The following is a 14,261-nucleotide window of genomic DNA, read 5'->3' on the forward strand; positions in this document are numbered from 1 at the left end:
TATGAAGCAATTAAACCTAATTATAAAAAATGAATTCCTGACAGATGTCAGGTCAAAAGGATTCTGGATAAGTACAATCATTGTCCCATTAATAATCATAGCATTTGGAATCATATTCGGATTCATATTAAAGGATGCCGACTCCTTCAATAATGTCGCGAAAGATCTCCCGACCCAACCGGATCCGGAAGAAATGACTGCCGGAAAGGCAATCGGCATGATGATGGGCTCTTGCCTTACATTTTTCCTCATGATATATGGCGCAATGATATTCAATAAGGTAAAGACAGAGAAGTGCAATAGAATAATGGAAATTATATCCACTTGCGTTGACGGGAAAACAATGATGCTGGCAAAGATCATTTCTGTCGGGCTATTGGGGCTTGTGCAATTAATTGTATGGGGAAGCCTGATATTGGTTGCAATTATCGGATTCTATATGGTTTTCCAATTTGCAATCCCTTGGGAAATTCTATCTAATCCCAAGACATATATCTATACACTTTGGATAATTCTTTATTTTGTCGGAGGATATATATTATTCGGATCCCTATACGCTGCATGTGGCGCAATCACTGACAAGGATAACGAAAATCAAGCATACATGACAGTCATCACATTTATTCTGCTTGGCACATTCTATATCGGCATGTATGCCGTTGATAATGGAGATTCAGCATTCGCAACAGCTTGCAACTATATCCCATTCACATCCCCTACCATCGGCACAATTAATGCAATTTCCGGAGTCTCTCCAATATGGCAGACCATTCTGTCGATAATTATACTCTATGCCACAGCCTATCTTTGTGTGACCTTCTCCGGTAAACTTTACCGTTCATCAATGTTGCTCAAAGGGAAGCAATTTACCCCGAAAGACTTGATAACTTTTATCAAGTCTCATTGAAACATTATTATTCCTCATAATATCAAATACGCCTGCATCCTTAAAATGATGCAGGCGTATCTATTATTCAATCAGAAGAGATTCAACCCTATATAGGAATTCTTCCGACGGCAAATTATATGGTAGCCAATTTATTGTAAAACCTCTCCTCTCCATTCCCCTAAACCACGTCATCTGACGCTTCGCAAACTGATGTATCGCAATCTCAAGCTGCCGTCTCATTTCTTCATACGACAACTTACCTATCACATGCAACGTGAGAAACTTATATTCAAGCCCATAATAAATCAAGTCATCCGGAGACACTCCCATATCTATCAAATTCCTGATTTCATCAATCATACCTGCCTGCAATCTTGAATCAAGTCGCTCCGATATACGCCTACGCCTATCTTCTCGAGATATTTCAATACCTATTATGACAGAATCTATAGGTTTCGCATGTCTTCTATCAGCTTCACATGCCTCATAAGGATTATTCCGATAATATTCCTGTATCTCTATTGCCCGTATGGCACGTTTCACCGTATCGATATCTGTGATATTATGCAATTCCTTATAGCCTCTTAATATATCTGTAAGTTTCTCAAGACTACAGTCCGCGAGTTGTTGTCTCAGTTCTTTATTCTCAGGCACATCAGGCATGGTTATTCCACTAAGTGCGGATTCAACATACAAGCCTGTACCTCCACATAAAATCGGATTCTTACCCCTCAGACGTATGGAATGCATCGCTATTTGAAAATCCTTCAAATAGCGATGCAGATTATATTTTTCCCCTGCATTACATATATCTATAAGATGGTAAGGTATATCTCCATACTCTTCAATATCTTTCCCCGTACCGAGATCCATATTCCTATAGACCTGACGAGAATCTCCACTGATGATTTCCCCCTTAAGCTTCTTTGCAATCTCTACTGCTCTACTTGTCTTTCCAGATGCAGTAGGTCCGATGATTGTCACCAATTTCATTGCCATGAATTATTTCTGGCAGATCCGGTCAATCTTCTCCACCATCTTTTTAACCGAAATAATGGGACGTCTGAATTAAACATTGAAATCTCAATCCATTTGTCATCTTGAAAATCTATATTTGATTTTCTTACATCATATAGATTGAACGATGGATTATACAGCCTGATTTTAGATTTTCGGAAGCCATTCTCATCAAACGTCTTCTCGGTAAGCATAATTGTTGCAAGACGTGTAGTGTCTGCCACAGACATCTCTGACAATTTACCAGGATTATGTGAATACAAATATTTTATCCTCTCATAATCCATCCACTCACCATCCACATTCATATCCTGATAATCCTCTATATCTCCGTCAAGGAAATAGAAATAACGCAAAATACTATGCTTACTCATATCTGCAGATTTCCTACCGAAGAAAAACCTAAGCTCACCGTTGCTATAACCGGTCATATTAATTATAGTACGTTTAACCTCGTCGGCAGTAATACCATTCATCGAACGCTTCGTAAAGAATGGAGTGTCTATCACCTCTTTATATACAGCCTTTGGATCTATGGCATGTGAATCGACATAAATATTATTGCCACATACGACATAATACCTAAGATACGTTTTCGCAGTCATATCATTAAGTTCTTCCGGAGTGATAATCTCATTGTTCTCCTTCATGTCAAGATACAGATTATAATATCTTGACACAAAATAAAGCACATCCATTATTATGCAGATTATCGTAAGCCAGGTGAATATATACCAGTCTCTTGCATTAATATTGATATTAACATAGAATACTAGATAGTAACTCCATACAAGCACTGATAATAATCCAAAAATTATAGCAAGATTCTTCAACTGAAGTCTTGCCTCTGATTCCAGGATATTTCCAAGAATTCCTCGTTCAAAAGAATCCCCATTCCTTAAGCGACAATTCACGCAAAGATGAAGAGAATGCCGACGAACCAACATTATAACCAATACTATAAACGTGACTGGATTAAACACCAGCGATGGAATAAAGGGATTTTTAAAAAATATAATTTCAGATGGTATCATCTTGACACCCCACGCATAAAGCACATTTAATAATATAGTAACGAATGCATAGGCAAGCTGACTATACATCATTGCGTAAGGGATGATCATACATGATGACCCCCACGACATCTTTGTCCCAAAAAGATAGACATAAAGAAATGCCGCACCTATAATGGCTATCACAGGTGAGAAATAAAACGGCAGCAATTTTGAGAACGTCATCATTGCTATGACAGTCACCAATCCGACTGTCAAATTTTTCCATAAATTATACAGCTGCATGCTGTTTACTTTATTAAAATCGTTCATACGGCAATTTGATCTTTATCAATTATGCTATATTAAGAACAAATCCAATATCCATTGGCAATCAAATTTACAATTACCGATTATAAGATTGCTCTTTTGACTATATTCCTATTTTACAATGTCTTATTAAGAAAATCAAGCACTTTACGATAAAGCTGTACACGTGCATTGCACATACCGAGGCTATGCTCAAAGCCGGCATAAGCCATCATATCGAATATCCCTCCTTCTGAATTTAATTTAGAGGCATATTTCAGAGTATTATAAAAATGCACGTTATCATCACTTGTGCCAGACATAATCAATAGTCTCCCTTTGACATTTGATGTATATGACAACGCCGATGACATATTATAACCAGTGGCATTCTGTCCGGGTGTAAGCATATACCTCTCCGTATAAATAGAATCATAGAATCGCCAATCGGTCACGGGAGCCATTGCAACTCCGGCTTTGAAAGGTGATTGCTTTGAACCAAGTTCCATAAGCGTCATGTAGCCTCCATAGCTCCAACCAAAGCATGCTATCCGAGAAGAATCCACATACGGCAGGCCTGCAAAATACTTTGCTCCGGCAATCTGATCTTCTGTCTCCACTATACCAAGTTGTTTATATACAGCATCACTCCACGACCTGCCTCGAAAACCTGTGCCTCTTCCGTCCACACATGCCACAACATAACCCTTAGAGGCAAAATAGAATTGCCATCCCATTTTCCACTGGTTTTTAACTTCTTGTGATTCCGGTCCATTATATTGGCTCATCACCAAAGGATATTTCTTTGAAGAATCAAATCCAACAGGCTTTATTATATAAGCATCCATCTCTTCTCCAACAGCATTCTTTACTTTCAAGAATTCCATACGTGGCACGTCTGAATACTTATTTGCATATTCCTTATTCAACTGCACATCTGCAAGTTTTATACTGCGTGAATTGAATAGCTTATATTGTGTAGGGACATTTGCGCTACTATAGGTCTGTAGATAATATGAATAATTCCTACTGAATACTGCAGAGGCGGTGCCCTCCTCTTTATTAAGCAATTTGAAGACTCCCTTGCTATCTACCGATGCAATATTACGATTGATGGCTCCCAACGAGGTTGTCTGCATATAATGTATACCTGTACGAGAATCCTTACCATAGTAATCTGTTACGTAGAAATCACCTTTGGTCAGCTGTCGTTTTTGTGTGCCGGTATAGTCATATTCATAAAGATGACGGAACCCACTGCGATCACTTCCTATTATGAAGGAGGTAGGACCATAATTCACCATCTGATATGCATAAGGACTCAGCCATGCTGATGATGTTTCTGAATAAATCTGCTTACCAACTGTAGAGCCGGGATGTACGCTAAAAATACGCAAATGATTCTGATCATGATTCAAAAGCATGACCATCAGTCGCTCTCCCTTACCATCAAATTCAAGTGAAGGCACATAGTCGGTATCTGTTATCGGCAAGTCCATTTTTTTTGTCACACGATTATCCACATTATATGCATGTACACTGACAACAGAATTGGGAAAACCTGCTAATGGATATTTATAACTATAGCGTTCAGGATAAAGATCTCCCAAAGGATCATTATCACAATAGCTACGGTAATCATCAAAAGTATATGTAGGCACTTTCGTCTCATCAAAACGCATGAATGCAAGCACTGAGTCATCCGAACTCCAACGCATCGTATTAGTGACACTGAATTCCTCTTCATACGCCCAATCCGGAGAGCCATTGATTACTTGATTTACCACTCCATCTTTCGTTACGGCAATATCCGTCTTATAATCTATATTGGATACGTACACATTATTGTCTCGTGTATATGCCACAAGTCTGCCATCATGCGACATCGTGGCATTTCGTTGAGGACCATTCTCACTTACTTTCGCAAGCGTCGAGCGCATTGTGTCGTAGACGTAATAATCAGCAGTGAAACTATGCCTATAGATTTTATTGACATTATTCCATAGCAATATCTTTCTTCCATTGTCACTGATTTCATAACCCACGAAATCCGAAATCTTCAGATCCCCTTTTATTCCGGATATACTGAATAAATCGCCAGTCTTCTGTCCCGTCTTGTAGCTGTACTTTTCAATTGACTGCCCATCATTACTAATGGCAGCATAAGTCTCTCCATCCGCAAGAGGAGTTATGGCTTTTATTCCCAAAGGTGCTGAAACCCCTGGTGCACAATACTCTTCCACGCTCAACGGCGCAGAATAAGCACTCACTGAAGTTGTTGCAATTATGTTTAAAATAATGAGTTTATCCCTTAGATTCATGATGATACTCGTTAGTTGCATATAAAAGAAATACATTAGGATATACTTCCTTCTATTCTATTAACAATCCTTACGCTTCAAAAGTTTTAAAAATAATAAAAAAAGTCTTTTTGCCCTTTATAAAAAAGACAAAAAGACTTTTTTTACATATTTTGATTTAGTATGCTCGCGCAATTATGACACGTCTTTTCGAGGGTTTTCCTGTAACCATGCAGACTCCCTCCTCCTCTTCTCCTGAAAGAGGAATACAACGAATCGTAGCTTTTGTCTCTTCTTTGATTCTCTCCTCTGTCTCCACAGTGCCATCCCAATGAGCAAGGAAGAAGCCGCCATTCTCTATTTTCTCCTTAAACTCGTCATAAGAATCAACCACGTAGGTATGCTCATTTCTAAGTTTCAAAGCTCTATTATACAGACAATTTTGAATATCTTCAAGCTCTTTTTCTATACGATCCTCAATACCATCAAGAGAAACGGTCTCCTTCTCAAGCGTGTCTCGGCGCATGATTTCCACTGTACCATTCTCAAGATCACGGGCTCCGATTGCAAGACGCACAGGCACACCCTTCAATTCATAGTCGGCAAACTTAAATCCGGGACGACGATTATCTGCATCATCATACTTGACACTGATTCCTCGTTTCTTCAACTCTGCGACAATAGGATCAACCGCCTTTGAAATCTCCGAAAGCTGATCATTATTCTTATATATCGGCACAATCACCACCTGTATCGGCGCAAGATGTGGCGGGAGCACAAGACCATTATCATCCGAATGGGTCATAATGAGGGCTCCCATAAGACGGGTAGAAACACCCCAGGAATTTGCCCATACATATTCTGGCTTGTTCTCCTTATTCATAAAGGTCACATCAAATGCCTTAGCAAAATTCTGACCCAAATTGTGTGATGTGCCTGATTGAAGAGCCTTTCCATCCTGCATCATCGCCTCTATTGTATATGTATTCACAGCTCCGGCAAAACGTTCATTCTCAGACTTGACCCCAATAATGACTGGCATTGCCATATATTTCTCTGCAAATTCTGCATATACATTGATCATCTGCACTGTCCTCTTCTCTGACTCCTCAGCTGTAGCATGAGCACAATGACCCTCTTGCCAGAGAAATTCTGACGTGCGCAAGAACATTCTTGTACGCATCTCCCAACGCATTACATTCGCCCATTGGTTAATCAGGAGAGGAAGGTCACGGTAGCTATGAATCCAATTCTTATAAGTTCCCCAGATTATCGTCTCTGAAGTAGGACGCACAATAAATTCTTCCTCAAGCTTTGCCGCCGGATCAACAATGACTCCACTTCCGTCCGGTGCATTCTTCAATCGGTAGTGGGTTACTACCGCACATTCTTTTGCAAAGCCTTCTACATGCTCTGCCTCACGGCAAAGGAAGGATTTGGGTATCAGCAAGGGGAAATAGGCATTCTGGACTCCGGTTTCCTTGAACATCTTATCAAGAGTCTGCTGCATCTTTTCCCAGATGGCATAGCCATAAGGTTTGATGACCATACACCCTCTTACCGGACTTTGCTCGGCAAGATCTGCCTTTACTACGAGTTCATTATACCATTTTGAATAATCTTCACTACGCTTTGTGAGATCTTTTAATTCTTTTGCCATGACGTATGTGGTCGAAACGTTTATTGTTTTTAATTATATTTGATCACCGTATACGGTCTACCGCCTTAAGACGATTATGATCTTTCTGCATCAATCCGTATGCTGAGATTGTTGCTACAATAGCTATCAACGGACAGATAATTGCTGAAGACCAACCAATTTCTCCACCAGGAAAACTCTGATAACCGAGATATGCCACTGTTGCAGATGAGGCGATTATGAACAACAGCGATACGAGACACACCTTTTTTTGAAGTGGAAGGTTCTTAAAAAGGAATATGTCAATCAACAGAAGCAACATGCTTGTAAATGTCACCGCAAACAAATACCACGTATGGAATATCTGTGCGCTGACTCCGTTTGTCGGTATGCCTTCCTGATAGAAGCCCATGCTCGTAAAATTATAAGTGAAATCGGCTGTCTGAATCTGTCCTAACGAACAGAATGAGAAACATCCCATAACTGCCGCTGCCACCAATAGAAGGAGAGATTGCCATCTTTGAATTACCATTGTTTACTGGGATTTTGTCTATTTTTAATTTCTGACTACAAAGTTACTTTTTTTTCATGAGAATAGCGACTAATTACGGATAAATCTATAGTTTTTCATAAAACTTATATGTTTTTTTACATGGCAATACTTTTCGGCACGACATTTGTTATAGGTATATGCGTGTATATGGCATGTTCGCGAAACTTTATAAAAACAATATTTATAAAATCTTTTTTAACATTTTATAAGGTTGAGCTACCACTTATACCTCAATTTTATTCAGTCTTTAATAATTATTAATATGGCATCCGGAAAGTATAATTCCATACATACAAAGCTCTACTCTCTCATTGAAAAGGGAAGTCTGCACATAGTCTTTAAAACTATGAGGGAAATGATTTCCTCTAATACTGAACCAGCTATCGCTGACAGCCTCAATCGACTTGAGGACACCTACAAATATATGATCCATTATCTTATAGAGGGATATCAGGACAATGGCAGGAATGATGTGCTTTCTGGTATAAAAGATGAACTTCATTCTTTAAACGACAGGCTATTACGAGATGCTGTAATCAAAGACAGTTCTGATATATATTCATCTACAAAACGCTTCATAAACATTCGCAAGGAGAATCTTAAAAGCCTTATCAATGAAATTCATCAAATTTATCCTGAATATCTGCTTGCTGGCGGCACCGACAGTGCAAGAGTATTCCAGAAAAAATTTGATGATACACTTTCCGCCATATTCAATTTTATTTGGACTATGTTTGGAGAGAAACATCTGGATTATAATCTCCTTTCTGATGAAGTCATAAACTCCGACTTACCATTCAGCTATAAAGCCCAGATAATATCTGCCCTTATGCTGGGAAACTTATCATTTTATGATAGGAATGCATTGACCGCTCTGATCGATATATATGAGGCCGACATAAATCAAAAAATATCGGCACGTGCTCTTGTTGCAATTCTTATTGTAGTTGCGGCTAATCCAGAACGTGTGAAGACTGATGCAAAAATAAGGACCCGCCTATCTCTATGGCAAGACTCTATTATCACGTATCAACGGCTGAGAGAAGTGATAATGAATATAATACGCACTCGCGACACTGAAAGAATCTCTGCAAAAATGCAGAATGAAGTGCTTCCCGAACTTATGAAACTTCGTCCCGAAATTCTGCATAAGCTAAAGGATATTTCTGAAGAATCCGACATGGAAATGCTCGACGTTAATCCTGAATGGGAGGAATTGCTCAATAAAAATGGCATTGGAGACAAACTAAAGGAATTGACAGAAATGCAGCTTGAGGGCGGCGATGTTATGATGGTGGCTTTCTCAAATCTAAAAAGTTTTCCCTTTTTCAACACAGTATCAAACTGGTTCCTTCCTTTCTCCATACAGCATAATGAGATCTCTGATGCCTTAAATAATCTTGGGGGATTGACCGACATGCTGGATATGGAAGGTGTCATGTGTAATTCCGACAAATATTCTTTCGCATTCTCTTTAGGTAAGCTTCCAGAAGAACAACGCAAAATGATGACTGAGAAAATGAATGGGCAGATGGAACAGCTAAAGGAGGCTATCGCCGATCGTAATCTAAAATCAAGCGTGCCCGAATTTGATTCTGAAGTGACAAGATACGTGCGCGACATTTATCGTTTCTTCAAACTATTCCGGGAAAAAGATGATTTCAATGATCCATTCAGTAATCCTCTTGATTTCCAATCGCTACCATACATCAAAGATATCCTCACCGAAATGGAGATGGTCAATCTTGTCGGCGAATTCTATTTTAAAAGAGGATATTATAAGGAAGCCCTGCCTATGCTGATGCTGATGGAGAAAGAGAATCCTGCAGATCATCTTATCTTCCAAAAAATTGGATACTGCTACAGTTGTCTTGGGAATATGGCGGAAGCCATCAAATGGTATCGCAAAGCCGAACTCTTCAATCCTGACAGCAAATGGCTCATTAAGCAACTCGCAGTTACATATAAAATTCTCGGAAGATTTGATGAAGCTGCTGAATACTACACAAAGGCTCTTAATTCTGATCCTGAGAACTATAGTCTATTGATGAGTGCCGCAAATTCTCTCTTGGAAAATGGGGATACAGCAAGTGCTATAACCCACTATTACCACGCCGATTATATCCGACCGGATAAGCCTGCCACACTTAGAGCTCTTGCCTGGGCCGAGATGATTAATCGGAACTTTGAAAAAAGCATTGCTGCTTATTCCAGAATTGTAGATCTTGGAATAGCCTCTTCTCAGGATCATCTTAATGCCGGACATTCATATTTCTTAGCAGGTAACTTTAAAATGGCAGTCAAGTGCTATCGGGAATCTCTAAATTCAAAAGAATTCAATATCGATAAGTTTGAATCATCCATTTCTGAAGATTTACCATATATCATAAATGCCGGAGGGAATGCTTCTGATTTAAATCTTGTCATTGAAAAAGTCAAGTATGAAATTTGAAACAATAAAAGGAAGTCGAACTGACTTCCTTTTATTGTTTCAAATCTTCCTCTATTTTTTCAATTGCCAACGACAATTCCTTTGTATATGGCAATCTGTCTGTGATTGTTGATATTCCATGAAGAACCGTTGCATGACGGCGATTTAATTTTTGACCTATCGCTGACGATGAAAGTGAGGTAAGCTTATGACAAAGATACATGATTACCTGACGGGCATCCGCTATATCTCGGATTCGGCTTTTAGAAAATATGACATCCGGATTTAGTTTATAATAATCTGCAGTTGCCTCTACTATCATGTCAAAATTTATAATCTTCTGCTCAGTCTTCTTCACAGAATGCTGCATGACTTCTTGGGCAAGCTGAAGAGTTATCGGAACATTAAGCTTTATTGATCGCAAATAGATGCCCATAACAATACCTTCCAATTCTCTAACAGAATTGGTGGCACTCTCTGCTATAAGATCTATGACATCTGAAGGAAGATTCAGACCGTTCTTTGATGCCTTAAATGTAAGAATCTTTTTTCGCAATGCAAGGTCTGGCTTAGGCAACTGTTCTGTTATACCCCATTTAAAGCGGTCTATCAAACGATCGGCAATGCCATCAAGTTCCATTGGAGGTCGATCACAAGTAAACACCAATGCCTTACCATTCTGGTGAAGATGATTGAAGATTGGGAACAATACGTTGGCAGTTCCATCCTTATGGCTCAACTCCTGCAAGTCGTCTATCAAAAGCACATCCATCTGCTGAAACCAATTTAGAAAACTTGGAATCTGCTTATGTATTGTGGCATTAGCCATAAGATTTTGGAATTGTCGTAAAGTTACAAAAAGAACTTTCGCCTTCGGATTGCGCTCTTTCACTCTTATGCCGATAGCCTGAATCAGATGTGTCTTTCCGACTCCTACAGAACCATAAAGGAAAAAGGGATTAAAGTCATTCTTCCCAGGATTATTTGCGATATACTCAGCTATAGTGTAGGGCAATCTGTTGCTCCCTCCTATACAATAATTCTCAAATGTAAGCGATTCATTCAACTGTGGATCAAACTCATCTTTCAATCCCTTATTTAATCCGGCTGACGGACGTGGTGGTGTCACTATTTGCGACAGCTTACCTTTGACATCCTCACTCCTTTGCGATGCCTTTATCTTGACTTTAGAATCCGTATCATTCTTGATTATAAAAAGCTCATAGTCAAGCTGCACATTATCGCCATATACTTTCTTTAATGTACTCGATAATATATAGTAGAATTCATCCTCATACTTCTCATAAAAAAAACGTGAGGGAATCCCAAGAGTAAGCCGATTGTTCTCAAAATGCAACGGACGTGCCGGAGAAAACCAAGTTGATGTCTTGGTTTCCCCTATACTGCCTCTGATTATCTCAAGGCAACGGTCCCATTTTATTTTGAAATCTTCCACCATTAGTATGCAAATGCGAGTGCAAATTAACTACAAAAAAAACACATAAAAAATAGTTTTTACATTTGCACAATTCAATTTATTTACAATATCTTGCAATTCAATGTTATATATCTACAAAAATCCTCTCCGGAAATTAAAATTCCGAAGAGGATTTCTATTTATCATTTAGTTTCTATTTATCATTTATTGTTATTCTGGTTGCATGTAGAGATTCCCTACAAATAATACAAGCCAACCACAATTATTAGAACAATTATCAGAGCAATTTTATACTGATATACCGTTTAGGATTCTTCTGTATGTCTATAAGAAGCGAATCTATATCTGCACTCACCTTATTTATCCTCTCATACAATTCGGGATCATTCATCAGCATTCCCAATGTGGAATTTGGATTATTAAGCTGGTTTGAGAATTTTGCAAGATTCCCGGTAAGTTCATTAACATTGTCAACGGTAGCTCCTATTGGAAGTTGCTTGAGCTGTAACGACAATTCGCCAAGATTTCTTGTGATAGTATCAAGATTTGCAGCAGTGCGACCCGTACTTCCCATAAGGCGGGGAACATCCCTTTTCATGACGGCACTAAGACCATTTGTAGCCTGGCTCAGATCATTCGTTATTCCATCAAGACGTTGCACTGATTTAAGCAATGCCGGATCTGACACAAGAGTATTAAGGCTGCTGAGCAGACTGTCTACCTTTGGAAGTATGCTACCCACTGATGGCAATAGATTATCGGAAATACTGGCCATCATATCAGGTGTCACCGAACCCTCTATTTTAGAACCTACCTCCACCATCTTAGTGCTCTTACCAAGCTTAATCTCAACGTATGCCCCACTAAGTAATGTTGTGGCTATTACTGCCTTTGAATCCTCGGGGATACGCAATGATTTATTCAAGGCCAGCAACACATCTATATGCCCGGGATTCTCATAATTGAAATTAATCTCCCTTACCTGACCTACCTTGTATCCGTCAATCGTCACAGGAGCTGCAACTTCAAGACCCGCCACATTCGAATAGGACGCTACGTAGAAATTTGCAGGCTTAAACAGATTTATCCCTTTCAGATAGTCTATTCCAAAAAACAGAATGACTATTGCCCCAATCACGGATAGTCCGATGATAAATTCCCTTGTAAATACTTTTTTCATAGTTAGAATCATTTTTTTGCCGTCTTCTCACTCTTCATCAATGATATTATGAACGCGTCCGGAATTTTCTTTTTCACGTCCTTTAGCATTGTCTCAATCTCCCGTTTATCTGTGCTCTCTCCATAATAGTACTTGTACAGATTTTTTTCTTCATACGTGGATATAGGAGACAGACCACAAAAACGTGGATTGTTTTGCTTGAGCCGATCGGCGGATGCTAATATTTGGATTTTATATACTTTAACAAATTTATCCGTCTTTGCGTTGTGCGCATTTGACTTTCTTCCCTTTTTTTCTTTCTTTTTCTTATCTTTTTTCTTTTTCTTTTTGCTTTTCTTATCCACACCTTCATCGCTTAAGGCATTTGTCTCTTGGATAGATTCCGTCGACTCCGATGTAAAGGCTATGTAAGAGGCCTCTCTTTCTCGTTCGCTATGCAATGGGATTGAAGAGGTTTCCAGATTTCTATTATCTGAAGCCACTCTTGAGGCTTCATTGCGACGACGACGCTTTGCCACTGTATATTCCGATTGTTGGGAGCCTGATTTTGAAGGGGCTACGCCCTTACGCCGTTTGACTGCACTCGGGATTTTTGCCACATAAGTCACGTCTCCTCCGGCCACAGACTCTCCCGGCTCTTCAATTTCCGGCAATGATTCCGACAGATGCTTCTTTTCCCCCGCTTCCCAACTATCATAATATCGTTTCAACGCATTGAATATTGCTCCGGCAAGTTCCTTTTCTCCTTGGCTGGAAGCAAGATATTTTGCTGTTTTAGGATTACAGATGAAATCCAACTCTATAAGCACGGAAGGCATCGATGTCGCCCACAGAACCCAAAATCCTGCCTGATGCACTCCCCTATCCTTTCGTCCGGCATCCACAAGTTCTTTCTGTGCCATCTCGGCAAATCGTATACTCTTACTGAGATTTTTTTTCTGTGCCATCTCAAAAATAATATACGATTCATCCTTATTTGGATCAAAGCCACTGTACTTCTGATTATAATTGCTTTCAAGCTCTATGACGGAGTTCTCTCTACGCGCCACACGCATATTATTCTCATCCTTATGCAGACCTAATGCATATACCGACGCTCCCGAAATTGTCTTTCGGTTCTTATTACTCTTATCTACCGAGTTTGTATGGATCGATATGAATAGGTTCCCCTTTGATTTATTAGCTATATCAGCACGTTGTTGAAGCGTCAGATAGCGGTCATCCTTTCGCGTCATAACAACTTTGACATCTTTCAGCTTCTTCTCCAGAAGTTTTTCAAGCTGTAATGCCACGCCAAGGTTTATATTCTTTTCCTTCGCGCCATTATCTACAGCACCGATATCCTTACCACCATGTCCGGCATCGATGACCACTGTAAATTGCTTATGATTTTTCTTTCCGTAAAGACAATCCGGAAATAACAGCAATGAGAAAAGAAGAAACAGGAATATATTTTGACTATTTTTTTTCATCTGGTTCTGTATATGCTACAAAATTAATAAATTTTATTTTT

General features: G+C 39.2%; 10 protein-coding genes. 2 read left to right on the forward strand and 8 right to left on the reverse strand.

What is annotated here, in order from left to right; genetic code table 11:
- Position 1: 1 nt before the first annotated feature.
- Positions 2 to 907 (forward strand): ABC transporter permease, encoded by a 906-nt coding sequence (locus tag E5331_RS04935; RefSeq protein WP_168355143.1) that lies wholly within the window; start codon positions 2 to 4, stop codon positions 905 to 907.
- A gap of 63 nt (positions 908 to 970) precedes the next feature.
- Here E5331_RS04935 and miaA read toward each other — a convergent pair whose 3' ends face one another.
- From miaA to E5331_RS04960, 5 genes are all read right to left on the reverse strand, one after another.
- Positions 971 to 1,888 carry a tRNA (adenosine(37)-N6)-dimethylallyltransferase MiaA gene (miaA, locus tag E5331_RS04940; RefSeq protein WP_123481824.1) on the reverse strand — a complete coding sequence of 306 codons (918 nt, stop codon included), beginning with the start codon at positions 1,886 to 1,888 and terminating at the stop codon, positions 971 to 973.
- On the reverse strand, positions 1,879 to 3,231 hold the full coding sequence (locus E5331_RS04945; RefSeq protein WP_123481823.1) for a hypothetical protein: 1,353 nt from the start codon (positions 3,229 to 3,231) through the stop codon (positions 1,879 to 1,881). The genes miaA and E5331_RS04945 overlap by 10 nt, the downstream gene beginning before the upstream one ends.
- 113 nt (positions 3,232 to 3,344) lie before the next feature.
- Positions 3,345 to 5,477: a S9 family peptidase gene (locus E5331_RS04950; protein WP_168355144.1), complete on the reverse strand. Its 2,133-nt coding sequence runs from the start codon at positions 5,475 to 5,477 to the stop codon at positions 3,345 to 3,347.
- A gap of 208 nt (positions 5,478 to 5,685) precedes the next feature.
- Positions 5,686 to 7,167, reverse strand: a complete 1,482-nt coding sequence (gene proS / locus E5331_RS04955; RefSeq protein WP_123481821.1) for a proline--tRNA ligase — start codon at positions 7,165 to 7,167, stop codon at positions 5,686 to 5,688.
- 43 nt (positions 7,168 to 7,210) lie between these two features.
- The gene (locus E5331_RS04960; protein ID WP_123481820.1) at positions 7,211 to 7,678 is read right to left on the reverse strand and encodes a DUF4293 domain-containing protein; all 468 of its coding nucleotides are present in this window, start codon (positions 7,676 to 7,678) and stop codon (positions 7,211 to 7,213) included.
- A gap of 376 nt (positions 7,679 to 8,054) precedes the next feature.
- Between E5331_RS04960 and E5331_RS04965 the strand changes: the two genes are divergently transcribed.
- Complete coding sequence (locus E5331_RS04965) at positions 8,055 to 10,151, forward strand: tetratricopeptide repeat protein (RefSeq protein ID WP_168355145.1); 2,097 nt, start codon at positions 8,055 to 8,057, stop codon at positions 10,149 to 10,151.
- Between the two features lie 31 nt (positions 10,152 to 10,182).
- On the opposite strand, the gene dnaA is transcribed toward E5331_RS04965, so the two are convergent.
- The 3 genes from dnaA to E5331_RS04980 form a co-directional block, all read right to left on the reverse strand.
- Complete coding sequence (dnaA, locus tag E5331_RS04970; RefSeq protein WP_123481818.1) at positions 10,183 to 11,589, reverse strand: chromosomal replication initiator protein DnaA; 1,407 nt, start codon at positions 11,587 to 11,589, stop codon at positions 10,183 to 10,185.
- A 256-nt stretch (positions 11,590 to 11,845) separates the two neighbouring features.
- The gene (locus tag E5331_RS04975; protein ID WP_168355146.1) at positions 11,846 to 12,748 is read right to left on the reverse strand and encodes an MlaD family protein; all 903 of its coding nucleotides are present in this window, start codon (positions 12,746 to 12,748) and stop codon (positions 11,846 to 11,848) included.
- A gap of 8 nt (positions 12,749 to 12,756) precedes the next feature.
- A complete protein-coding gene (locus tag E5331_RS04980; RefSeq protein ID WP_123481816.1) occupies positions 12,757 to 14,220 on the reverse strand; it encodes an N-acetylmuramoyl-L-alanine amidase family protein in 1,464 nt (487 codons plus the stop codon).
- Between the last annotated feature and the right edge of the window lie 41 nt (positions 14,221 to 14,261).

The organism is Lepagella muris (assembly GCF_004793975.1).
Lineage (GTDB): Bacteria > Bacteroidota > Bacteroidia > Bacteroidales > Muribaculaceae > Lepagella > Lepagella muris.